Origin of the sequence: Parasphingopyxis sp. (assembly GCF_052168295.1) — a bacterium.
GTDB lineage: Bacteria > Pseudomonadota > Alphaproteobacteria > Sphingomonadales > Sphingomonadaceae > Parasphingopyxis.
The window spans coordinates 25,886-48,900 of sequence record NZ_JBQLZN010000003.1 but is presented as its reverse complement, the minus strand read 5'-3'; the positions used below and the strand labels follow the sequence as shown (position 1 = coordinate 48,900).

24 protein-coding genes are annotated in these 23,015 nt (G+C 62.3%); 11 read left to right on the top strand and 13 right to left on the bottom strand.

Going from position 1 to position 23,015, the window contains the following annotated elements; all coding sequences use genetic code 11:
* Positions 1-126 precede the first annotated feature (126 nt).
* Both ACTS1Z_RS00555 and ACTS1Z_RS00550 read left to right on the top strand, forming a co-directional pair.
* On the top strand, positions 127-465 hold the full coding sequence (locus ACTS1Z_RS00555; RefSeq protein WP_442622480.1) for a P-II family nitrogen regulator: 339 nt from the start codon (positions 127-129) through the stop codon (positions 463-465).
* A 17-nt stretch (positions 466-482) separates the two neighbouring features.
* Complete coding sequence (locus ACTS1Z_RS00550; protein WP_442622479.1) at positions 483-1,820, top strand: ammonium transporter; 1,338 nt, start codon at positions 483-485, stop codon at positions 1,818-1,820.
* 70 nt (positions 1,821-1,890) lie between these two features.
* Here ACTS1Z_RS00550 and ACTS1Z_RS00545 read toward each other — a convergent pair whose 3' ends face one another.
* From ACTS1Z_RS00545 to ACTS1Z_RS00520, 6 genes are all read right to left on the bottom strand, one after another.
* On the bottom strand, positions 1,891-2,331 hold the full coding sequence (locus tag ACTS1Z_RS00545) for an SRPBCC family protein (protein ID WP_442622478.1): 441 nt from the start codon (positions 2,329-2,331) through the stop codon (positions 1,891-1,893).
* A gap of 2 nt (positions 2,332-2,333) precedes the next feature.
* Positions 2,334-3,281: a sterol desaturase family protein gene (locus ACTS1Z_RS00540; protein ID WP_442622477.1), complete on the bottom strand. Its 948-nt coding sequence runs from the start codon at positions 3,279-3,281 to the stop codon at positions 2,334-2,336.
* Positions 3,278-3,688 carry a hypothetical protein gene (locus ACTS1Z_RS00535; RefSeq protein ID WP_442622476.1) on the bottom strand — a complete coding sequence of 137 codons (411 nt, stop codon included), beginning with the start codon at positions 3,686-3,688 and terminating at the stop codon, positions 3,278-3,280. The genes ACTS1Z_RS00540 and ACTS1Z_RS00535 overlap by 4 nt, the downstream gene beginning before the upstream one ends.
* Positions 3,685-4,113 (bottom strand): TIGR01244 family sulfur transferase, encoded by a 429-nt coding sequence (locus tag ACTS1Z_RS00530; RefSeq protein ID WP_442622475.1) that lies wholly within the window; start codon positions 4,111-4,113, stop codon positions 3,685-3,687. The genes ACTS1Z_RS00535 and ACTS1Z_RS00530 overlap by 4 nt, the downstream gene beginning before the upstream one ends.
* Positions 4,114-4,175: 62 nt before the next feature.
* A complete protein-coding gene (gene recQ / locus ACTS1Z_RS00525; protein WP_442622494.1) occupies positions 4,176-5,939 on the bottom strand; it encodes a DNA helicase RecQ in 1,764 nt (587 codons plus the stop codon).
* 47 nt (positions 5,940-5,986) lie between these two features.
* The gene (locus ACTS1Z_RS00520; RefSeq protein ID WP_442622474.1) at positions 5,987-7,204 is read right to left on the bottom strand and encodes a PQQ-dependent sugar dehydrogenase; all 1,218 of its coding nucleotides are present in this window, start codon (positions 7,202-7,204) and stop codon (positions 5,987-5,989) included.
* A 129-nt stretch (positions 7,205-7,333) separates the two neighbouring features.
* Between ACTS1Z_RS00520 and ACTS1Z_RS00515 the strand changes: the two genes are divergently transcribed.
* Positions 7,334-7,783 carry a hypothetical protein gene (locus ACTS1Z_RS00515; protein WP_442622473.1) on the top strand — a complete coding sequence of 150 codons (450 nt, stop codon included), beginning with the start codon at positions 7,334-7,336 and terminating at the stop codon, positions 7,781-7,783.
* A 320-nt stretch (positions 7,784-8,103) separates the two neighbouring features.
* On the top strand, positions 8,104-9,114 hold the full coding sequence (locus tag ACTS1Z_RS00510) for an SDR family NAD(P)-dependent oxidoreductase (protein ID WP_442622472.1): 1,011 nt from the start codon (positions 8,104-8,106) through the stop codon (positions 9,112-9,114).
* Positions 9,115-9,137: 23 nt separating this feature from the next.
* Here ACTS1Z_RS00510 and ACTS1Z_RS00505 read toward each other — a convergent pair whose 3' ends face one another.
* Together ACTS1Z_RS00505 and ACTS1Z_RS00500 are read right to left on the bottom strand one after the other, a co-directional pair.
* Positions 9,138-10,013: an AraC family transcriptional regulator gene (locus ACTS1Z_RS00505; protein WP_442622471.1), complete on the bottom strand. Its 876-nt coding sequence runs from the start codon at positions 10,011-10,013 to the stop codon at positions 9,138-9,140.
* 80 nt (positions 10,014-10,093) lie between these two features.
* On the bottom strand, positions 10,094-11,899 hold the full coding sequence (locus ACTS1Z_RS00500) for an ABCB family ABC transporter ATP-binding protein/permease (RefSeq protein WP_442622470.1): 1,806 nt from the start codon (positions 11,897-11,899) through the stop codon (positions 10,094-10,096).
* Between the two features lie 111 nt (positions 11,900-12,010).
* Between ACTS1Z_RS00500 and ACTS1Z_RS00495 the strand changes: the two genes are divergently transcribed.
* Positions 12,011-12,238 (top strand): hypothetical protein, encoded by a 228-nt coding sequence (locus tag ACTS1Z_RS00495; RefSeq protein ID WP_442622469.1) that lies wholly within the window; start codon positions 12,011-12,013, stop codon positions 12,236-12,238.
* 6 nt (positions 12,239-12,244) lie between these two features.
* On the opposite strand, the gene ACTS1Z_RS00490 is transcribed toward ACTS1Z_RS00495, so the two are convergent.
* On the bottom strand, positions 12,245-12,565 hold the full coding sequence (locus tag ACTS1Z_RS00490) for a hypothetical protein (protein ID WP_442622468.1): 321 nt from the start codon (positions 12,563-12,565) through the stop codon (positions 12,245-12,247).
* A gap of 195 nt (positions 12,566-12,760) precedes the next feature.
* Here ACTS1Z_RS00490 and ACTS1Z_RS00485 point away from each other — a divergent pair, with 195 nt between their 5' ends.
* Positions 12,761-13,336, top strand: a complete 576-nt coding sequence (locus tag ACTS1Z_RS00485) for a hypothetical protein (protein WP_442622467.1) — start codon at positions 12,761-12,763, stop codon at positions 13,334-13,336.
* On the opposite strand, the gene ACTS1Z_RS00480 is transcribed toward ACTS1Z_RS00485, so the two are convergent.
* From ACTS1Z_RS00480 to ACTS1Z_RS00465, 4 genes are all read right to left on the bottom strand, one after another.
* Positions 13,333-15,408, bottom strand: coding sequence for a TonB-dependent receptor plug domain-containing protein (locus ACTS1Z_RS00480; RefSeq protein ID WP_442622466.1), 2,076 nt, complete (start codon positions 15,406-15,408; stop codon positions 13,333-13,335). The genes ACTS1Z_RS00485 and ACTS1Z_RS00480 overlap by 4 nt on opposite strands.
* 340 nt (positions 15,409-15,748) lie before the next feature.
* Positions 15,749-16,183: a hypothetical protein gene (locus tag ACTS1Z_RS00475; RefSeq protein ID WP_442622465.1), complete on the bottom strand. Its 435-nt coding sequence runs from the start codon at positions 16,181-16,183 to the stop codon at positions 15,749-15,751.
* A gap of 10 nt (positions 16,184-16,193) precedes the next feature.
* Positions 16,194-17,000, bottom strand: coding sequence for a DUF72 domain-containing protein (locus ACTS1Z_RS00470; protein ID WP_442622464.1), 807 nt, complete (start codon positions 16,998-17,000; stop codon positions 16,194-16,196).
* The gene (locus ACTS1Z_RS00465; RefSeq protein WP_442622463.1) at positions 17,001-17,798 is read right to left on the bottom strand and encodes a DUF1838 family protein; all 798 of its coding nucleotides are present in this window, start codon (positions 17,796-17,798) and stop codon (positions 17,001-17,003) included.
* Between the two features lie 119 nt (positions 17,799-17,917).
* On the opposite strand from ACTS1Z_RS00465, the gene ACTS1Z_RS00460 reads away from it, so the two are divergent.
* The 5 genes from ACTS1Z_RS00460 to ACTS1Z_RS00440 all read left to right on the top strand — a co-directional run bounded on the left by ACTS1Z_RS00460 (position 17,918) and on the right by ACTS1Z_RS00440 (position 22,966).
* Entirely contained in the window at positions 17,918-18,535 is a 618-nt protein-coding gene (locus tag ACTS1Z_RS00460) for a hypothetical protein (RefSeq protein WP_442622462.1), read from the top strand.
* A 514-nt stretch (positions 18,536-19,049) separates the two neighbouring features.
* Complete coding sequence (locus tag ACTS1Z_RS00455; RefSeq protein ID WP_442622461.1) at positions 19,050-19,232, top strand: PspC domain-containing protein; 183 nt, start codon at positions 19,050-19,052, stop codon at positions 19,230-19,232.
* 363 nt (positions 19,233-19,595) lie between these two features.
* Complete coding sequence (gene ung, locus ACTS1Z_RS00450; protein WP_442622460.1) at positions 19,596-20,300, top strand: uracil-DNA glycosylase; 705 nt, start codon at positions 19,596-19,598, stop codon at positions 20,298-20,300.
* Positions 20,301-20,382: 82 nt separating this feature from the next.
* Positions 20,383-21,576 (top strand): hypothetical protein, encoded by a 1,194-nt coding sequence (locus tag ACTS1Z_RS00445; RefSeq protein ID WP_442622459.1) that lies wholly within the window; start codon positions 20,383-20,385, stop codon positions 21,574-21,576.
* A 178-nt stretch (positions 21,577-21,754) separates the two neighbouring features.
* Positions 21,755-22,966 carry a diguanylate cyclase gene (locus tag ACTS1Z_RS00440; RefSeq protein WP_442622458.1) on the top strand — a complete coding sequence of 404 codons (1,212 nt, stop codon included), beginning with the start codon at positions 21,755-21,757 and terminating at the stop codon, positions 22,964-22,966.
* Positions 22,967-23,015: the final 49 nt, after the last annotated feature.

The window sequence follows — 23,015 nt, the reverse complement described above, 5'->3', positions numbered from 1 at the left end:
TGCCCGAAAAACAGCCATATTTTGATCTTCGCGCAATAATATTACTCTGAATTCGGCATTTTTATAGCTTTTCCGATTTGACAGTTTTGTTGCGATGCAGCAAGTTTGGCCAAACAGGGAGGCGATATGAAACTCATTATTGCGATCATTAAGCCGTTTAAACTCGACGAAGTGCGAGAGGCATTATCCGAAGTCGGCGTGCAGGGTATGACCGCCGTCGAGGCCAAGGGATTCGGCCGTCAAAAAGGCCAAACCGAGGTTTATCGCGGCGCCGAATACGCCACGAACATGGTCCCCAAAATCCGGATCGAGACGGTGGTGAGCGACGATCTCGCCCCGCGCGTCGTCGAGACGATCGCCGCGGCCGCAAACACGGAATCGATCGGCGACGGCAAGATTTTCACGCTCGACGTTGGTGCTGCACTGCGAATTCGCACCGGCGAAACCGACGAAACCGCCCTTTAGGGTCCAAGGGGGATATGATGAACAAATTTACCATTCCGGCTATCGGTTTTGCCGCGCTCGCCTTTGTCGAGCCGGCTTTTGCGCAGGAAGCGGCCGAAGCCGCGGCCGAGGCGCCCGATCCGGCAGCCGCTGTCTCGGGCGGCACAACCTATATCTTCAACACCTTGCTGTTCCTGATGGGCGGCTTCCTCGTCATGTGGATGGCGGCCGGCTTCGCGATGCTCGAGGCGGGCCTTGTGCGCTCGAAGAACGTCTCGATGCAGTGCCTGAAGAATATCGGCCTCTATTCGATCGCCGGCATCATGTTCTGGGTGCTCGGCTACAATATCGCCTATGGCGTGGGCGAAGGCGGCTGGCTCTCCAGCACCTGGGGTCCCTATGCCATGCAGGGCGTGGGCGAAGCCGATACCGGCACCGGTTACTCAGTAGCCTCCGACTGGTTCTTCCAGATGGTCTTCTGCGCGACCACGGCCTCGATCGTGTCCGGCACGGTGGCCGAGCGCGTGAAAATCTGGCCCTTCTTCATCTTCACCGTCGTGCTGACCGGTGTCATCTATCCGATCGTCGTCAGCTGGGAATGGGGCGCGGGTGCGCTCGACGCGATGGGCTTCTCCGACTTTGCCGGCTCCACCCTCGTCCACTCGACAGGCGGCTGGGCGGCGCTGGCCGGTGCGCTGATCATCGGTGCGCGGCTCGGGCGCTATGGGAGCGACGGGAAGGTCAACGTCTTCCCGGGCTCGAACATCCCGCTCGCGACGCTCGGGACCTTTATCCTCTGGCTCGGCTGGTTCGGCTTCAACGGCGCCTCGCAGCTCGCCATGGGCACGATCGGCGACGTCAGCGACGTTTCGAAGATCTTCGTCAACACGAACATGGCGGCCGCCGCCGGTGTCGTCGTCGCGATCATCGGCACGCAGATCCTCTACAAGAAGATCGACGTGACGATGGCGCTCAATGGCGCGCTTGCCGGTCTCGTGTCGATCACGGCCGAACCGCTCACGCCCTCGGTGCCCGAGGCGCTGTTTATCGGCGGTATCGGCGGCCTGATCGTCGTGCTCGCCGTGCCGCTGCTCGACAAGCTCAAGATCGACGATGTCGTCGGCGCCATTCCGGTCCACCTGCTGGCCGGTATCTGGGGCACGCTCATCGTGCCGCTGACCAACACCGAGGTGCCCTTCATGGCGCAGCTCACCGGTGTGGCCGCGGTCGGCGTGTTCGCCTTCGGCGCCAGCGCGATCGTCTGGATGGCGCTCAAATACACGATCGGCGTCCGCCCGGACGAAGAGCATGAAATGAGCGGCATGGACCACACCGAAGTCGGCGTGGAAGCCTATCCCGAATTTGCGCGGACCTGACCGGGGTCCCGCATACAGAGGTTCGTTCCCGCGAATCCCTGGGCCGGCGGAGAGATCCGCCGGCCCATTTTTATTGGTCGATATAGCCGTCGTCCCACAGGCGCTCCGGATCGTGGCTGCGCAGGTCGATGCCGAAATCGGCAACGCCCTTGAGCGGGAAAAGAACGTTGAGCCAGCCTGCAAGGACTTCCTCATACTCGTCGTCCGGTACGCCGCGATTGCGGAGCGTAAGATCGGTGCCGCCGCGCCCGTCGGGCGCCAGCTCGAAAACCACGTCGGAATCGAAATAGCGAAAGGCGATGCAGGTTGGCGGTTCGCTGGCCCTGACCAGGGTTTCGGTTTCGACGCCGTTGATAAAGTACATCACGATCCGGTCGCCGGACTGCCGGGATTTCTCGCACCAGAAACGCTCGCGTCCGTCATCGGTCGATAGCAGGGCGAAGACCTCTTCCGGCGGCGACGCTAGGTGCAGCTTCCAGACGATCTCCTCGCGCGAAGACGGAAGCGCCACCGTCAGGCCCCGTGTCGGACAGCGCGCGTGTCTTGCGCGTCCGGCACTGCGTCCAGGCCTGCTTCCGGCTCCTGCTCGCGCCAGCGCGCCTTGATCGTGTCGCTCGTGTCGCGCGAGCCGTCGTGACTCCATCCGGGCGGGCGGAAAATATAGCCGAGCTTGTTCCTGATGCCCGGCACGGTCGCGACGTCTTTCGCGATGTCGATCCATTCGTGGAATGCGGCCCATAACAGGTTGAACGACCCGAGATTCTTGATGATGCCGTAGCGCGGCCGGTCGTCGTCGCGTTCCGGCTCGAACGTGCCGAACATCCGGTCCCAGATGATCAGCATGCCGGCGTAATTCTTGTCGAGATAGCGCGGATTGGTCGCGTGATGGACCCGGTGGTGCGAGGGCGTGTTGAAGATCGCCTCGAACCAGCGCGGCATCCGCTGAATCGCCTCGGTATGGATCCAGAACTGGTAGATGAGGTTCACCCCGCTCGCGAAGAGCAGCATCTCGACCGGAAAACCGATCAGGACGATGGGCAGCGAAAAGGCGAAGGAGAGCGAGAAAAAGCCCGTCCATGTCTGCCGGAGCGCGGTCGAGAGATTATAGTGCTGGCTCGAATGGTGGATGACATGGCTGGCCCAGAACCAGCGGACGCGATGCGCGAGCCGGTGAAAGACATAATAGGCGAGATCGTCGAGCAGGAAGACGAGGATCCACGCCCACCAGACGAAGCCGATATCGAACAGCCGGAACTGGTAAAGCCAGACCGACAGCGCGACCACGGCGCCGCCGGTCAGTGCGCCCGCGACCGTGCTGCCCGTGCCGAGCAACAGCGAGGTCAGCGTATCCTTGGGTTCGTAGCGGCTCGGATCGACGCGCCGCGCGATCAGCATCTCGACGAGCACGAGGATGACGAAGGCCGGCACCGCATATTGAACGGGATCGGGCAGCTCGTTCATAGCGCCGCCTCGCTGCGGTTGCTTCCCAGCCTTTCCGACCAGCGCGCGGCATCCGCTTCGCCGAGATCGAGACGCAGGTCGCCGAACAGCTTTTCGCCCGTCGCCACCGTCAAAACGCCATCGTCGCGCCGCGCATCGGGCGCCCGCCGGAACACGCGTGCCGCGATATTGGCGCCATGCTCGCGCAGCAGCACGAAATCCCCGTCGCGCCCGGCGACCAGCGCCGCCTTGCCGTCCCGGCTCACCGCCGCGCCTTCCGGTACGAAGCCGCTATGCGCGTCGCGCGCCAGCCGTTCGGCCTGCGCGGTGTCGGCGATGCGCGGCGTCCGTCCCATGCCGAGCAGCCAGGCGATGGCGGCCAGCGCGAAAACCGCCGCCAGCGAGCCAATGAGCACGGTCAGGTTCATTTTGCCGCGGCGAAGGCGTCCATGATCGAACGGATCGGCGACACGTCATAGCCGGCTTCGGCGGCTTCGCCGGCAATCGTTTCGGGATCCCGGCCGTCATGCGCCTCGGCCAACGCCCAGAGCAACGTCGAGCGCGTGCCCGAGCGGCAGAAAGCCAGCGTCTTGCCGTCATTGCCGTCCAGCGCCTCGCGCATCGCCTCGACCTGCGGCACGGAAAAGCCGGCATGGGTCACGGGGATCGCGACATAGGCCATCCCCGCATCCTGCGCCGCGGCGGCGATCGCCGCGCCCGCCGGCTGGCCCGGATCTTCGTCGTCAGGTCGGTTGTTGATGATCAGCGTCACGCCCATCTTTGCGGCCTCAGCGACATCGTCGGTGGAAATCTGCGGCGAAGCCAGAAAATTGTCGGTCACGGTGCGGAACATACGCGCTCTCCTCTTGCGCCGCTCAATATGGCGAGACGGCCTTCCGGCGCAAGCCGTGCGGGCTAGCCATGTTCCGCGATAACGGCCAGGAAATCCTCGCCGTAGCGCGCGAGCTTGGCCTGGCCGATACCCGATATCTGCGCCATCGCCGAAAGGGTGGCGGGCTTGGCTCTGGCCATTTCGCGCAGCGTCGTGTCGTGGAAGATCACATAGGGCGGCACGGCGTTCTCGGCCGCCATCACGCGCCGCTTCTCGCGCAGCGCGTCGAACAGCGGATCGCCGACCGGGTTGGCGTCGCGATTGGCGCGGCGCTTGCGCGGCTTTTTCGGCGGCAGGACGAGCGCGACCTCGGTTTCGCCTTTCAGGATCGGCCGCGCCTCGGGCCCCAGCGCCAGCCCGCCATGTTCGGTCTGCACGAGCGCGTCGCGCGTCTGCAGCGCGCGGGCGACGGGCTTCACCATCGGCTCCTCTTCCTCGCCCACGATCCCGAAGACCGAGAGCCGGTCATGGCCGAGCTTGATGATCCGCTCATTCTCGCGGCCCGCCAGCACCTCGCCGACATGGCCCATGCCGAAGCGCTGGCCCGTGCGATAGACGGCGGAGAGGAATTTGCGTGCGGTTTCGGTCGCGTCCACGGCCTGGGGCGGATTGAGGCAATTGTCGCAATTGCCGCAGCGTTCGGGCGGGTCCTCGCCGAAATGCCGGAGCAGGATCGCGCGCCGGCACCCGGCCGTCTCGACCAGCGCGCCCAGCGCGTTCAGCCGCGCCCGCTCACCGCTCTTCCGATGATCCTCGACCTCCGTCTCGATCCGCCGCCGCGCGCGGACGAAATCCTCCGCGCCCCAGAAGAGATGCGCCTCGGCCGCGTCGCCGTCGCGGCCCGCGCGCCCGGTTTCCTGATAGTAGGCCTCGATGGATTTCGGTATGCCGGCATGGGCCACGAAGCGGACGTCCGGCTTGTCGATCCCCATGCCGAAGGCGATGGTCGCGCACATCACCATCTCTTCGGACGCGACGAAGGCGGCCTGGTTGGCGGCGCGCTCTTCGGGCGGCAGGCCGGCATGATAGACGCCCGCCGGGCGGCCGGTCGCCGCGATCTGCGCGGCCAGCTTCTCGGTCGCCGCCCGGCTCGGCGCATAGACGATGCCCGCGCCCGGCTGCTCAGCGATCAGCGCCGTGATCTGCCGCCCGATCCCGGCGCGCGGCTGGATCGCATAGCGGATATTGGGCCGGTCGAACCCGGCGATAATCGCACCCTCTTCGGGAATGCCCAGCTGCTCGAGAATGTCGGCGCGCGTATGCCGGTCGGCGGTGGCGGTCAGCGCGAGGCGCGGCACATCCGGAAACTGGTCGAGCAGGGGCCGGAGCAGCCGGTAATCGGGCCGGAAATCATGTCCCCATTCCGATACGCAATGCGCTTCGTCGATGGCGATCAGCGCCAGTGGCGTCTCGCGCAGCATCTCCTGAAAGCCCGCGCCGCTCGCCCGTTCAGGCGCAACGTACAGAAGATCGAGCGCGCCGTCGCGGAACCGCGCCATGGTCTCCGCCCGGTCGTCGTCGGCCGAGGTCAGCGTCGCCGCCGCGATGCCCGCCGCCTCGGCCGCGCGCACCTGATCGTGCATCAGCGCGATAAGCGGCGAAATGACGAGGCCCGTGCCCGGCCGGGCGAGCGCCGGGATCTGATAGCAGAGCGACTTGCCCGCGCCTGTCGGCATCACGGCCAGGCTGTGCGCCCCCGCCATGACTCGCTCGATCACTTCGCGCTGCGTGCCGCGAAAATTCTCGAAGCCGAAGACATTGTGGAGGATGGATTCGGGGGAGGGCATATCGGGTTGAACTGCCAAGTCCGTTTCTGGCCGACAGCGGCCGTTTGTCAGTTTGCCGTATCCGATCCGGGGACAACGCGCAGGATCCTGCTTTCGGAACCCGGCTCTTCGGTGAGCAGGTAGAGAAATCCGTCCGGGCCGGACCGCACGTCTCTGAATCGCACGTCCAGTTCGCCGAAAAGCTCGCGCTGCGCGCCCAGCGAACCATCGGCATTCATGGCGATATGCCGCACATGCTGGAGCGCCAGCGCGGACACGAACAAATCGCCCCGCCAGTCCGGAAAAGCCGCGCCCGAATATTGCGCAAAACCGGAGGGCGCAATCGACGGCGTGAAATGGACCAGCGACTGCTCCGTGCCTTCGAGCGCTTCGTAGGGCGACACGCGTCCGCCCGAATAGTCGAGCGCATAGGTCACCGTCGGCCAGCCATAATTGGCGCCGGGCTCTATCTCGTTGATTTCATCGCCGCCTGCCGGGCCATGTTCATGCTCCAGCACGCGGCCATCGGCGGCGAGGATAATCCCCTGCGGGTTGCGATGCCCGTATGACCAGATCTCCGGCAATGCGCCTTGCGTATCGACAAAGGGATTGTCCGCCGGCACGGAGCCATCGGCATTCAGCCGGACGATCTTACCGAAATGGTTGTCCAGAGTCTGCGCCTCTTCGCGGAAATGAAAGGCGTCCCCGATCGCCATCATCAAGGTGCCGTCGGGCAGGAAGATGAAGCGCCCGCCATAATGATTGCCCTGCACACGGCTTGGGGACGCGGAAAAAAGCTGTTCGCCATCGACCAGCCGCGGCCCGGCCTCACTGTCCACATAGCGGAAGCGCATCAGGAAGAGCGTGTTTTCGCCATCGTCCTGGATGCCGGCATAGGAAATATAGACGAGGGCATTCTCTGCGAAATCGGGATGCAGGACCACATCGAACAGGCCCGCCTGAAGGCCGTCACCGAAATGCACCGGGGGAAATTCGCCATTTTCGTTGAAATCATGAACGGTCTGCGTCGCGCCGTCCCGTCCAATCAGAAGCAGCGCGCCGGTCCGCTGCGTCACCAGCATGTCGCCATCGGGCAGGAACGCGATCGACCAGGGGTGATCGAGGCCATCGGCGACCGTTTCCAGGCTGTAGTTGACGGGCCCCGCCTCGACGCGCCCGACAAGCTCGCTGGTCTTCTCGCCCGATTCCGATGCGCCCTGGTTGGAGCAGGATGCCGCAAGCAGGCCTGCCGCCGATATCGCGAGAATGGTAGAGAATGTCCGCATCTTGGGCCCTTACTTCATACGGACGCCATGTCCGCCAATCGGATCGCTAACAGCATTTCGCCGCCGTATCCATAAAGCTTGATCGCGCGCCGGAAGCATCTAGGCTGTTTCGCGACGGGAGAGAATGGAATGCGGTTTGTTCGCTGGATCGTCGCGCTGCTCATCGCGGCGCTGGGCACCTATGTCGTGGCAGTCGTCGCCAACGCGCAGTTCGTCATGAACGCCCATAACGTGCCCATCAGCTTTGGCGACCGCCTCAACATGACCGCGTTCGATGTCTCCAATATGTGGCTCTACTTCGTCATCATAAGCGTCGCGCTGCTTCTGGGCTTTCTTATCGCGATGCTGGTCAAGCGGCTGCTCCCCGGCCTTTCGCGCGCCGCATTTCCCGTCGCCGGCGCCGCCGCGATCGGCGCCACGCTCGGGCTGATGTATCTGCAGTTCCAGACGGTGCCGATCAGCGGCGCACGCTCGACACTGGGCTTTCTCTCGCAGGTCCTGGCCGGCGGAATTGGCGGCTGGATCTTTGCGAAGATTCTGGAAGGGCCCAAGGCTTCGAGGGCAGCGCAGTCAGAGTAGGGCGCCCGGGTGGCATAATGGCGGGAGTGCCAAATTGGTGAATCCGCTTCTGGCCGAAAGCAAGTTTTTTGCGGTGGCCAGTTTTACGGCAGTCAACGACCCCAATTTTTGTCATCGTGCGACAATGACCTGAGGCTCGAAAGCTGACATTCCCTCGAGGTCGGCAAATGTTCGCTGCTCGGCTCCACTGCTCAGGCGACGCATTTTCGCGACTGTAGGATTTGGCATGAATCCCGGATTGGCAGGCAAGCGCCTATTTCTGAGCAAGGCTATTTAGCTTCTCGCAAACGCAAACCGCTTGACTTTTCCGAGGAGCAAATATGACAAATTCGAACCAAAATCTGGAAAGCACGCCGCATAACGACGGGCCCCAAAATCCGGATCGCCGAAGCCTGCTAGCTACGGCCGCAATCGGCGCGGCCGCAGTAGCCGGCCCTGCAGTTCTTAGTGCTACAAGCGCTTCCGCTCAATCATCTGACGACACGACCGACCGGCGCGAACTGTCGGGGAAAGTGGCCTTTATTACAGGTGGTGCTCGCGGCATCGGTCTTGCATCAGCCGAGGAGTTGGCCAAGGCCGGGGCAGACATCGTCCTCTTCGATATCGCAACCCCCAACGTGCCCCATGTCCAATATCCGTTATCGTCTGAAGCGGACCTGCAGTCTGCCATGACGAGCGTGGAAGCGCTTGGCGCCCGGTGCCTCGCCATCAAAGGCGACGTTCGCGATCGGGCGGCTTTGGACAGCGCGATGCAACAGGCCGTCGACACCTTCGGCAGCCTGGATATTGTCGTCGTCAATGCCGGTGTCTCTCAGATCGGAGCCATCCGCGAGTTCTCTGCGGACGAAATCAGCACGGTCTACGAGATCAATGTCGCTGGTGCGATCAAGACCACGCAGGCTGCCGCTCGCATCATGGTGCCGCAGAACTCAGGCCGCATGATCTTCATTTCGTCCGCGCTCGGTCGAATGGGCAATGAACTGTTTCCCGTCTACGCCTCGACCAAATGGGCAATGATCGGCTTCGCCAAGTCGGCTGCGGTGTCCTATGGCAAATCCAACATCCTGTGCAATGTGGTCGCGCCGGGCCTTGTCGACACTCCCCTTGCCAACAATTCCGTGGTTCTTGGCAGGATGATGCCCGATGCAGCAAATCCGTCCTTCGAAGAGGTCGCCGAAGCTGGCCTGGCCGGAAGTCCGTTGAATGTCGCGCATCTCGAACCCGTCGACGTTGCCAAGGCCGTTCTGTTCTTTGCCGGGGACAGCACATCGAAAGTCGCTGGTGAGGTCTTCGATGTCAGCTACGGGTCGCTTTCTCGGACGATCGCGTAGCTTGGCAGGCCGCCGGAAGGGCACTAGCTCGCAGCAGCTCTCGCCTCTTTCGGCGGCATTCCAAAATTCTTCGCATAGTCACGGCTGAAATGATTGACGCTCTTGTAGCCAACCTCGAAAGCCGCGTGCGTCACTGATGCTCGCTCGATTGAAAGCAAGCTGTGTGCCTCCTGAAGTCTCAACAACTTCTGATATTTGTTCGGCGTGGTCCCCGTGACTTCACGAAATCGCTGGTGGAACGCCGTTGCACTCATGCCAGCTGCGGCAGCGACGTCTCCGACCTGACAAGGCTTTTTGTAATTGTCTCTAATGAAGGCGATAGCCCGCGCAATTCTATTAGCCGGACTCTTCGGAGAACCTAAAGCGCGAAGCATTCCGCCATGCGATGCCTGTAGCATCCGAAGGTGGACTTCCTTCGATGCGGCTCGACCCAGCAACTGGGACTCCAGCGGATCTTCCAAAACGCCGAGCAATCGATCAATCGCTTCAAGAAGCGCCAATTCTGCCTTCTCCGAAGCGACGGACTGAATATCCTCAAGTCCGCCAGTAATTTTTTCGATTTCCGCGGCCAGGCTGCGAATGATCGACATGTCCAGCCTTACTATGAGAGCCGTGTATGGAGCCGCCTCGCTCGCTTCGGTGATTCTGGCCTGGACAGGAACATGGTGGCTGATGAGCACCGTGTCGCCGGCAGACAGGGCAAGCTTTCGGCCGTCGATGATGGTTTGCTTGGCGCCTTGCACGATAAGACAAAGCGCTGGCTCGTACATCGTGTCACGCAGTTCCGACGTGTGGCGCTCGCGAAAGCAGAAGACGTCATCGGAAAGCTCGCAAAAGTCGTCGCCCTTCGCCTGATCGCGAAAAACACGGTTGACCCGGCTTCTGATAACTTCAAGCATTGTTTTCAATTAGTTCGTTCGCGCACGCCGGGCAACTGCAACGCGTGGCGTGAACATTGGCTCCGCCCATATCGGCAGTATCAGCCAACCGCCTCCCGCTCCTCCTGCTGCCGCGCCCACATTTCGGCGTAGAGCCCGCCCTTCGCGATCAGCGCCGCATGGCTGCCGCGTTCGGCGATGCTGCCGGCGTCGAGCACGACGATCTCGTCGGCATCGACGATGGTGGAGAGGCGGTGGGCGATGACGATGGTCGTGCGGCCGCGGCCGGCGCGGTCGAGCGTCGCCTGGATTTCGCCTTCGGTGCGCGAATCGAGCGCGCTCGTCGCTTCGTCGAGGATCAGGATCGGCGGGTCCTTGAGGAGCGCGCGGGCGACGGCCACGCGCTGTTTTTCGCCGCCCGACAGTTTGAGCCCGCGCTCGCCGACGCGCGTGTCATAGCCGTCGGGCAGCGAGAGGATGAACGCGTGGATCGCGGCGCCTTTCGCCGCCGCCTCGATCTCCGCCTGGGTCGCGCCCTCGCGGCCATAGGCGATATTGTAGCCGATCGTATCGTTGAACAGCACGGTATCCTGCGGCACGATGCCGATCGCGGCGCGCAGGCTTTCCTGCTGCACGGCGGCGATATCCTGGCCATCGATCAGGATGCGGCCGTTCGTCGTGTCGTAGAAGCGGAAGAGCAGCCGGGCGATGGTGGACTTGCCCGCGCCCGAGGGGCCGACAATGGCGAGCTTGCTGCCCGGCGCGATCTCGAGATCGACGTCATGCAGTATGCGGCGATCGGCATCATAGCCGAAACCGACTGCCTCGAAGCGGACCGCGCCCTTGGACACGGCCAGCGCCGGTGCGTTCTCCCGATCGACGATCTCGGCGGGCGTGTCGATCAAGTCGAACATCGCTTCCATGTCGATCATGCCCTGCTGGATCGTCCGGTAGACGGTGCCGAGAAAATCGAGCGGGCGGAAGAGCTGCATGAGCAGCGCGTTGACGAGCACGACGTCGCCGACCGTAAAGCGGCCCTCGCTCCAGCCCCAGACGGTATAGGCCATGGCGCCCGCCATCATCGCGTTGGTCAGGAGCGCCTGGCCGACATTCAGGAGCGCGAGGCTGTTTTCGCTTTTGACCGCCGCGCCGGCCCAGCTCGATACGGCGCGGCTGAAGCGCTGCGCCTCGCGCGCTTCGGCGTTGAAATATTTGACGGTCTCGAAGTTGAGCAGCGAATCGACGGCCTGGCTGTAGGCGGTCGTGTCGAGCTCGACCATGTCGCGGCGCAGCTTGGTGCGCCAGATCGTCACGAGCCGGGTGAAGGTGATGTAGAGCGCGATTACGCCGAGCGTCACCGCGACGAGAGTCGGGCCGAACTTGACGTAGAAGATGATGCAGACGGCGAGCAGCTCGATCGCGGTCGGCGCGATGTTGAACAGCAGGAAATAGAGCATCGTGTCGATGCTCTTGGTGCCGCGTTCGATGATCTTGGTGACGCCGCCCGTCTTGCGCTCGAGATGGAAGCGCAGCGAGAGCGCGTGGAGATGGGCGAAGACGTTCTCGGTGAGCGCGCGGGCGGCGGTCTGGCCGACCTTCTCGAAGATCACGTTGCGCAGATTATCGAACAACACGCCGCCGAAGCGCGCGCCGGCATAGGCGACGACCAGCGCGATGGCGAGCATGACGGCCGGGTCGGCCTCGCCGTCCATGCTGTCGATCACGGCCTTGTAGGCGAAGGGCATGATCAGGATGACGGCCTTGGCGCACAGTACGAAGGCGAAGGCGCCGATGACGCGCGCCTTCAGCCCCGGCTGACCCTTGGGCCAGAGATAGGGGAGGAAGCGGCGCAGCAACGCCCAGCCGGGCTGTTGGAGTGCGGTGTCTTTCGGGAGATCGGGCGGCATGCGCGCCCTAGATAGGATATTTTCGCAAAACGGCCAGCCTGTGATGCGCGGCACAGTCCGGAACCGGCCTCTGCCGCTATGCATTGGTCTATCGAAGGGAAGGAAAGACCAATGGGTGCAGCATTTTACGTTCTGGCGATCATGGGATGCGGCGATGGCGCCGTCCAATGCGAACCGCTTATGCGCGAAGATCGTGTATTTCGCACCGAAGCCGCCTGCCAGGCGGAAATCGAAGGTGCGCTGATGCGCGCCACCGATCAGCCCTATCCGACGCTCGCCGCCGAGTGCCAGAATGTCTCATCGCAAATTGCGGCCTATTGGGGCGGCAGCGACAGCTAAGCGCCTTTACGGCATATCGAGGATAACGAGATCGCAGTGCTGACGCGCACCGTCTTCGCGGCAGCCGCGGCGCACAACGGCCGCAGGCGTCACCGGCAGACCGGAAATGTCCGCGAAATCACCACTGCTTTCGAATAACGCATCCGTACGCAGAGCGGTCGGGTTCAAGATCGTCGCGCTTGCATGCCCCATGACTGCGGCGCCGCGTGCATCGTCGGCACGCTCGGCCGCCTGCGCTGCCCCGCCGAGACCGGCGAACAGCATGACGCCGGCAAGCGCGGACAGGCCGCTGCGCAGCATTTTTCCAGTGATGGGGCGATCGCTCATACCCTATCGACGAATGGCGGCGGCAATCGTTGCATACCCGCCAGATTCGCACTCGCTCCAACCGGGGGTAACATCTGCGATAAACCACAGTTTTCTGCGGCTTTCGGCTTATGGAAGAAATATCGGTCTTAACCGTTACATAACGGTTTCGCGCTAATCAGAACGCGGCCGGGGGCGCGAAAGCGTGAGGCCTGCATGTCCATTACCGAAGCCAGTAGCGTGGATATTGCCAGCGCGCCGGCGATCGAAGCAGAAATCGCGCGGTTGTTCGCCGCGCCGCAATTTGCGCGTGCGCCCGTGATGCGCCGCCTGCTCACCTATCTCATCGACCAGACGCTCGCCGGCAACGGCACGCGCCTCAAAGCCTATACGATTGCCGTCGACGGGCTTGGCCGCGATCCCGATTTCGACGCCAAGCAGGACAGCTATCCGCGCGTGCAGGTCGGCCGCCTGCGGCAATTGCTCGACGATGCATATGCAAAGGCGGGCTCGCGCGCGGGTGTGCGGATTCAGATTCCGAAGGGCGCTTATGCGGTCGAATTCGAACAGGCCGACGAGGCTCCCGAGCAGATCGACCATGACGCGCGGACGGGCGTAGCACGCGCGGATATGCCGATCCGCCAATGGATCGTCATGGCCGCCATTGCTGTCGCCGCCGCCTTCATTGCCGTAGCCACTGTGCATGCGCTTGGCGGCGCCGCCGGCGCGAGCGCAGACCGTGCGAATAGCCCGGTATCGGCCAAGCCAGCCGCCGATATGGCCAGCCGCTAGAAGCTGCCGGCAATCTGGAAGGAAAAGATCGGTCCGAATTCGCGCGACCGGTCCTCGATGAAATCGATCGGGCCGTCGCGGCGGTTGACGAAGAATGTCCGCGTAAAATTCTCGTCGCGATCGAGCAGATTGTAGATGCCGCCGCGAACGCGCAGGCCGAACACATCCTTATGTTCGATATAGGCGCCGACAAATCCCGGCGTGGCGATGAAATCGTTGAGCTGGCTCAGCCGGAACCCCACAGCTTCCCGATAGTCCTCATATTCGAGGCCCCAGGCCCAGTCGGTGCCCGGTATATCGTGGCGCAGCTCGATCTCTATATCGCGCAGCATGTCGTTCGAAATCGACCGGCGCTCTCCGGTCAGCGGATCGCGCACCCGGCTGCGCTGGAACTGTGCCTCGATATCGAGCCGCCCGCCACGCCAGCCGAGCGGATCGAAGTTGAACGTGCTGTTCCACTCGATGCCGTAGCGGTTGGCACTGTCGATATTGCCGGGCGCTTCGGCCGTCGCCCCGATCGGGATCTGGTCGACGATATCGCTGATCTGCTCATAATAGACACGCGCGGTGATCGAACCGAACGCGCCAAGCTGCTGCGTCGCCTCGATCTCGTAATTCCAGCTTTGCGGCGGAACGAGATTGGGGTTGGCGGCGTCCTGATTCTCGCCGCCCAGATTGGTCGAGGCGACGAAATCGGAAAAGTTGAGCTGGCCGACTTCGCGCTCGACCCGGGCGCGGATGTCGAGCGTATCGCTCGCCTGCCAGGCAAACGACACAAAGCCCTTCGGCCGGTAGAAAGTCCGTGACAGCCCGATCGCGCCGCTCTGGGTGATCGTCGAATATTCGCCGCCGATTGAGGCCTGCAGCGTCAGCGAATCGGTGAGCGGACGGCCATAGGTGATGTTGATCTCCGCCCGCTCTTCTTCGACCTCCGAATTCGAATTCGGCAGCACGACCGGCTGGAAATCGCCATTGGCGTCGAGCGTCGAGAGCTGTGAGCGCACATCGAGCGTGTTGAGCGCGCCTTCCACGGCGACCTGCCAGTCCCCGCCCATCGCCCAGCCATATTCGGCGCGTGCGATCCATTCGCCTTCGTCCAATGTCCGCACGAAGAGATCGCCGATCGTCGGCGTATCGTCGATAAAGTCCGTGATGAGGCTGGTCTCGAACGGGCTGCGTTCGAAGCGCCTGAGCCCGATCAGCTTGAGCCGGCCGGGTCCGAGCGCGAATTCGAAGTCCCCGCCGATCTCGAAATTCCATTCGTCCTCCCGGTCGCGGAAGAAGCGCGTGCGGTCCGGCAGGCCCGAGCCCGTCCGTAAGGAATCTTCGCGCACGCGATTGTACCAGCGCTCGTACGAGAGGTTGAGATTGCCGACCGAACTGCCCGGGCCGTCGTAACGAAACGTGCCGGCGAGCTGCGGCCGATCGCCGTTGAAGGTCGCAATCTCTTCGTGCCGGCCGATGATGTTGCCATCCGCATCGAGCACAAGCTCCGGCCCTTCCGCGCCGCCGCGGAACGAATTATCCGTATTGGACAGGCTGAGCGTATAGTCGAACGCGCCCTGGCTGCCGCTGACCGAGATTTCGGCATTGGTGACGCGCGGCTCGGTGATCCGCGTGCGAAATTGCGGGTTCCAGGCGAAGTTGCCGCTGATCCCGGTCGTTTCGGCGATGATGTTGACGACCTGACCCGACAGGCCGGGAATGTCGAGCGAGGCGGCGTCGCGTACCTCGATCCGGATCACGTTGCTTGCCGAAATCCGGCTGAGCGTCGTCACCGCATCGTTCGATTTGCCCGAAACGCGTTCGCCGTTGATCAGCACATTATCGCCGCCCTGACCGAGGCCGCGCCGGTCGTCGCCCTGCTGGATCGCGAAACCGGGAATTTGCCGCACCATGTCGAGCGCCGTGTTGGGCGAGAATCGCGCGAAGAATTCGGGCGCGTAATTTTGCCCGTCCGTAGGTTCCGCCACGCTTTCCGCGGGCGCGGTGTCCGCGCTGTTGTCGGTTTGCGCATAGGCGGGCACGGCAAGCAATGAACAGGAAGTCAGCAGCCAGGAAGTACGCCGCATTATTTTTGTCCCCTCCCAGAGAATGCAGCGTCAATTCAGCAATACCGCCTCGTCATCCAGTGCCCGGGCGGCCTTTTACGACCGGAGACGGATAGTTTTCGACAAATGTCGTAAAAACGGGGTGGCTTTGCGGTTCGGTGCGTCAGGAAGTCTTGGTTTCGGTCGGGGCGGCACTGCCTTCGATCCGGTGCATTGGCAAGGCCCATTCGATCTGGGCCCGCACCATAGTCTCCAGATCGTGTCACCCATAAGATGGACTGCGCCTTTGGCCGGCTCTTGTGCGACAACCGCTTCGAGGTTTACCGGACCATATTTCGGCGGATCGCCTGTTTCGGCTTGGCTATCCGGGACAGCGCATCCGGATCGACATGCTGCCGTCGGGCGAATTGACGGTCAGCCGGTCGCCATCTTCGCTCAATTCGTAAGCCAGCGTTTCTTCCCACTCCTCGCCCTCGCCTGAAAAGCGATGGATGACGGTCAGCGTCGCCGGGCCGGTCTCGGTAATCGTCACCGGGATGGCGGCGCTCTCATAATAGGCGATCCGCTCCGCCTCTATATCCAGCCGCATTTCGCTGGCCGGGTCCGCGCAGGTTTCTTCGGAAAAATCCCAGCGTCCCCGGAAGCGTTCCGGGATCGTGTCCAGCGTCGCCGCTTCCGCTGCCGCTTCGACGTCGATATTTGCCGCAGCGGGCTGTTCCTGCTCGGCCGCCGGCTCGTTGCCGCCCGAACAGGCGGCGAGCGCTAACAGGGCGGCGGCGGTCGCAATACGGTACATGGCGATCTCCCTAGGGTGCGGTGCGTGCGATGAGCGCTTGCGCCGCGGCCGGGGCGCGCACCTTCGCGCCGCTGATGAAGAAGACATAGGCGTCCCGCCCGCCCTTCAGCGACGGTTGCTCGGGCGACGCATAGTCGAGGCCCTCGGGCTGTTTCCCGTCCCGCCATGCCTGCGCCGTTCCGGCCCAGTCATCGAGTTCGCCATCGGGATAACCGGTCTCCACCTCTTCGCGCGATCGCATCAGCCGCGCATAGGCGAAGTCGGCGGTCTGGTCGGCAAGCTGCGGATATTTGTCGCTGTCGGCACAGACGATCGCGGCATTATGCTTGCGCATCAGCGCGACGAAGTCGGGGCAGATGAAACTTTCGTGCCTGACGTCCAGCGCATGGCGCAGCTTCACCCCGTCCCATTCCGCCGGCAACATCTCCAGAAACGCCTCGAACTCTTCGGCGTCGAATTTCTTGGTCGCCATGAACTGCCAGAAGATCGGCCCGAGCTTGTCGCCGAGCTCGGCGATTCCCTGATTGCAGAATTTCTCGATGCTCTCGCCCGTCTCGCGCAAATCCTTGCGGTTCGTGCAGTAGCGCGAGGCTTTGATCGTGAACTGAAAGCCTTCGGGCGCGGCGTCGCGCCATTTGGCGAAGCTTTCGGGTTTCTGCAGCCGGTAATAGGTGCCATTGATCTCGATCGCGCCAAGCTGGCTCGCGGCATATTCGAGTTCATCGGCTTGGCGCAGGCCCTTGGGGTAGAAGGTGCCGCGCCAGGGTTTGAAGGTCCAGCCCCCGATGCCGACGCGGATTTTGCCGTTCGCCGCCATCTAGTCGGCCGCCTGCAAGGCACGGATTTCGTCGAGGCTCTCGGGCGGCGTCCGCCAGAGCGGCGCGTCGGTCTCGATATAGTTGCGCAGATCGGCGGGGATGCCGGTAAAATCGTCGATCCGCCAGGTGATCATATGCATGATCACATCCTGTCCGCCGGCCCAGTTCGGCGCCGGGCCGTAGCGGACCCAGCTGAGCTGATGCGGTTCATCGACGGCGCCCTCGGGCTGCACGAAGAAATCGTAATTCTCGAACGCCTGATACCGCATCTCGGTGCCCGGAATCGGAAAATCGAGATAGACGGGCGCGGTATAGACGGTCGTATCGCCGAGCATCCGGGCATGGATATCGCGACCCGGACCGATCCGGCGGACGGCCGCGCCCGCGCCCTGCTCGACAAAGGTTTCGACCTCGTCGCCGATCAGCTCATAGGTGATGAACTGATAGGGATAGGCGATCGGCTCGACCGGCTGGCCCTCATATTCGCGCAATATCTCGCCGCTGTCGGGATCGCGGAAGACGTAGATCTTGCGGTTATACTGGTGCGCGAGCGGCTGGGCCGGATCGGGGCGATGCATGCGGGCCGCGTCATAGCCTTCCATTGTGAAGAGCAGCTCGCCGCTCGGATAGGCGCGCACCGTGCCGATCGAATACCAGTAGACGGGTTCCCCCGTGCCGACCCGCGCATCGATCCAGCGCTCGAACAGGTCTGGGGTAAATCCGCCCGCCAGCGTGGGGCTCGCCATGGCGGCGAGGGCAAGGACCGCCGCGCGCATCAGGGATATCAGTCGGTTCATCCGTTGCTCCGTATCGCCAAACATTCCGCCGCCGCCTATCTATGCCATGAAGCGCGGACTGGGGGAAAGATAAAGTGGGAGGGCTGGCGCGACGCCGATGGCCTGCCTAAGATCGGCGCATGATACGCGCCGCGCCCATCCTTGCCGCTCTCGCAGTGCTTGCCGCCTGCTCGTCGTCGCCGGAAAGCGAGGGCACGCCGCTCGAAGGCGATCCCGATCCGCAGGTGGAATTCCTCGAGCGGCTCTCGGAACTCTGCGGTCAGGCCTTCGCCGGAGAGCTGGTCTCCGACAATGAAGCCGATGCCGATATCGCGGGCCAGCCACTCGTCATGCATGTCGCCGAGTGCGCGCCCGACCAGATCCGCATTCCCTTTCATGTCGGCGACGATCGTTCCCGGACCTGGGTACTGACCGATACGGGCACGGGCATTCTCCTCAAGCATGATCACCGCCATGAGGATGGCAGCGAAGACACCGTCACCCAATATGGCGGCGAGACGGGCGATCCGGGCACGGCGACGCGGCAGGAATTTCCGGTCGATGACGAGTCCATCGCGCTGTTCGAGCGCGAGGGGCTGAGCGCGTCGGTCACCAATGTCTGGGCAATGGAGGTGGACGAGACGCGTTTCGCCTATGAGCTGCGCCGCCCTCCCGGCGAGAATGAACGCTTCTTCCGCGCCGAATTCGACCTGACCGAACCGGTCGAAACCCCGCCGCCCGCCTGGGGCAGCGAATAAAGATTTTCGCGGCAACACGGCATTTTGGCCGATTTCCCCACCATTTGTTGGCGAAATTCCCCAACCCTCTGTGCGCAATTATCTGTCGCGGAACGGGTGTTTTCAGTCATATTCCTGAAAAACAACGATTTTCCAAAACTGGCACGCCTCCTGCTTAGTATTGGGCATACCGGCGGAATGGTCCGCTGGAGCAAACAGGAGACACACCATGCAGAACACTGTCAGCAACTTTCAGACCACGGCCCTGTCGGCCATCGCTGCCTTCATCGTCAGCGCCATGTGCATCAGCGCCGCCATCGGTCCGGTCGTTCCCGTCGCCTAACAGGCCACGGGGACACCGATCGCCCAACCCTTCGAACGAAAGACACAATCATGACCAACGCTTTCAACACCGCTTTTTCCGCAGTCGCCGCCCTGATCGTCAGTGCCGTCTGCATCACCGCCGCCGTCGGCCCGGTCCTTCCGGTCGCCTAAGCGCTTCGCCCACCCAACCCAAACAGGAAAGACACAACTCATGACGCAGAATTTCGCCCTCGACCGCAGCAACGCCAAGATCATGGGCGTATGCGCCGGTTTCGCCCGCTGGACCGGGTGGAACGTGCTGGCGATCCGCGTCGGCCTGCTGGCCCTCACGCTATTCGCCCTCGGCCCGGTAGCGATCCTCGCCTACCTGCTCGTCGGCTGGGCCGCCAACTAGGCGCGCCACCCCCGATAGTCATTCGGCCGATCCGCATAATCGCAAGCGGATCGGCAGGCAGCGAAACCGCATTGCGCGATCCGCCCACGGTTGACACTGGTTGACACACCCCGGGCAATTCCCCCGGCCTCCTTCGCACCATCGAACCCGTCCCGGATATTTCCCCACTTTCATATCATGGCGGCCCGGCTGTAGGACAGCGCACAATCAATCGCAGCGTATCCCGTTCAAACAGATAGCGTCCGTCATCCCAGCGAAAGCTGCGATCTCAGGCGGATAGGTACTGAGTTTGCGGCCAGAGATTCCAGCTTTCGCTGGAATGACGTTTCGCTTTTTCCGGTGCCGGATAATATGGTGCCCGCCATGTCCACACAGATCAAACTCCATGACAGCTGGAAGGAACCGCTCAAGGGCGAGTTCGCCGCGCCATACATGGCGCAGCTTCGCGAATTCCTCGTCGGCGAGCGGGAGAATGGCAAGCGCATCTTCCCGGCCGGTTCGCTCTGGTTTCACGCGCTCGACGCGACGCCGCTCGACAAGGTCCGCGCCGTCATCCTGGGGCAGGATCCCTATCACGGCCCCGGCCAGGCGCATGGGCTCTGTTTCAGCGTCCGCCCCGGCGTCCGCTCGCCGCCAAGCCTCGTCAACATCTACAAGGAGATGGAGACCGATCTCGGTATCCCGCCCGCGAACCACGGTCATCTCGAACACTGGGCGGAACAGGGCGTGCTGCTCCTCAACAGCGTGCTGACCGTCGAGCAGCACCAGGCCGCTTCGCACCGCGGCCGCGGCTGGGAACAGTTCACCGATGCGATCGTCCGGCTCGTGGCGGAGAAGGAGGAGCCCGTCGTCTTCCTCCTCTGGGGCAGCTACGCCCAGAAGAAAGCGGCCTTCGTCCAAAGCGTCGAACAGGGCGGGCGGCACTGCGTCCTGAAAGCCCCGCACCCGAGCCCGCTATCGGCGCATAACGGCTTTTTCGGGTGCCGGCATTTTTCGAAAGCGAATGCGTTTTTGGAGAGTGTGGGCAGGGAGCCGATTGATTGGGCTTTGCCGGAACGGCCCGCATAAAGGCGCCATTGTTCGCCAAGCCAATTCTGCGATGAGCAAGCTCCATGCTATTTCCAAGTTAGCTGGACTATAAGCCAAGTCCATGGCGATTAATGAGCATGAGATTATTCAGGCGATCCAGAAGGCTATCCCGAGTGTCGATCCCTACGGCGTTGTTCCCCATGCGGCGATTAAAGAGCTTTCGGAGCTGCTGCGAAGGTCAGGTAAGTATGACGAATTCGATAATCACTGTCTTCATAGGATCGGCACTACGGGCTCCACTTGGACAATCGAAGAGTTTGCGCAAGGACTAGTTAAGCGTGGCGCTATTGTGGGAGCTGATGTCGCTTTGGATGAGGTGCACAACTACCAAGCCGCTGACGAGGTAGCGTTGCAGGAAGTGCTCTTGCTGCACGATATCCACATAGATGAACCCTTCTCGTTTTCGAATGGGGTCCGCATCGTTGATCTTGCAGATCTGCCAGATTCATCATTGCGGGACAGTCTAATCCGGCGACGTTGGGGCTCGTCAATGGGCTGGCGCATCGATGCGGTTTTGACGGTCGAGTTTAAAGCTAAGAAGGACGTCCGAACGCACGACGAGGAGACAATACGCGATTGGGCGACAGCGACCGAACATTCCGCTCATACCAAATTGCTAGATGATACGCGATTGCTTCTGTCACTCGCCAGACACGCTGATTATGGTATTCCGGTTCTAGCCGCGACCACACTTGTTCCAGCCCAACTTAGCTTCGTTGAGCGCGGCATACGTTATGGTCAGTTCGCCGAGCCCCACGTGGTGTTTGGGCCTGAGATCATCGGCATTGAGGCACAACATGCTGAAGACTTGATACAGGCTTTCGGAAGACTTGATGAACAAGCGCAGGCGAGAATGCGGATCGCGCTCAAACGTCTCAATGACACCAAGATTGATCCGAATTGGGCGAACAAAGCCATCAACCTTAGAATTTGTTTAGAAAATATCTTTCTTAATCCAGAGGAAGGAAATCAAATCGCAAGGCGTATCTCGGAGCGCGCGCCGGAACATACAGAGTTTAGCAAAACCCGTGCGAAAAACGTCTACCATTTTTTGTCGAAGTCTGTTCACACCGGCGAAACGCAACAGCATCCAGAAATCAATGAGCGAATGATAGCTAACGAAGTTCAAAAAGTCTTACGCCAGATCATCCAAGATCACGCCTATCCGACTTGGTCCGATACGAACCGCTCATGGCGTTCGAAACTGATTAATCGGCTTCATCAGATCATACGGCGGCGAACTATCAAGTCCTAACTTCACCCCGCCCGCTCTGCTTCGCCAAATCCCACCAATAGGCCCCGAAATCGACTTGGACCGTATGCCGCTTCGATGCATATGCACCGATGCTCGCATCTCGTCGACAAAGCGCGTTTCCTAAAGGCACCCTTAACCTCATTGGCCTAACCCGCTCTGACAGGAGCGCAACGGGTCGATGCAAACGCAAATTCTTGGACTGGTGACGCCGCTCATGGCGCTGTTTTTCGCGGCGACATTCGTGGTGCTGTGGCGGGTCGGGCGGATGAAGCGCCATGTGCTCGGCTTCGGCATCGCCTATGCCCTGTCCGCGGTCGGATTTCTGATCACCCATTTCCTCCCGGCAGACGCCTTCTACGTCTTTCACACGACGCAATTATTCTACACTCTTGCGACGATCGTGATGCTGGCATCGGTCTGCGAGCGGGCGGGGCAGCGGCTCAACCTCGCAAGCTTCGCAGTCGTCTACCTGATCAGCGCACTGGCGCTGGCAGTAGCGGTAGGCTTTTCGGGCGATGTCGGCCCGCGGCTGATCATCGTCAACACGGGCTACGGGGTCATGTTCGCCATGGGCGTGACGACCCTTCTCGCCGCGCGGCGCCGCGACATGATCGACATCGCGATCATCGCGGTCATGGCCTTTCAGGCCGCCGATTTCCTCATCAGACCGAACCTGACCCTGATGTTCGAGCGCTCGATCCCGGCGGAGGTCTATCGGGATTCGATCTATTACTCGCTGATCGGCCTCGTGCTCGGGGTGAAGGGCGTGACGACGGCGATGGTCCTGATCGGCGCGACCATCGCCGAATGGACGACTGCGCTGCGCGAGAGCGGCGCGCGCGACGCGCTGACCGGGCTGCGCAATCGGGGTTCTTTCGAAGAGGCGATGCGGGGCCTTCTGGCGCGTGCGCAGACGGAGGGACGCCCGCTCAGCCTGGTCGTGGCCGATATCGATCACTTCAAGCAGGTGAACGACATTTGGGGGCATCAGGCGGGCGACCAGGCGATCTCGGGCTTTGGCAAACTGGTCGCAAAGATGATCCGGGGATCCGACACGGCGGGCCGGGTCGGCGGGGAGGAGTTTTGCGTCGCGCTCTGGAATTGCGAGAATGTTCCCGCACATCGCCTGGCCGAACGGATCCGGCAGGCATTCGCGGGCCTCCAGCATGCGGGCCTGAACGACGATATCCGTCTGACTGCAAGCTTCGGCATCGCCACGGCGCGCGTTGGCGAAACCTATATGCAGCTGTTCGCACGGGCCGATGAGGCCCTTTACCGCGCGAAGTCGAAAGGCCGGGACCGTGTCGAGAATGCCGAGGATCGGCGGGCGGAAGAGGCGGCAAGAACGCCGAATTCGGAGCCGGTCGAATTGAAGCGCGCCGCGGGCTAGCGATAGCCCGCTTCGGTTGCGCAGTTCGCGATTTTCTGCCGCGGGAAAA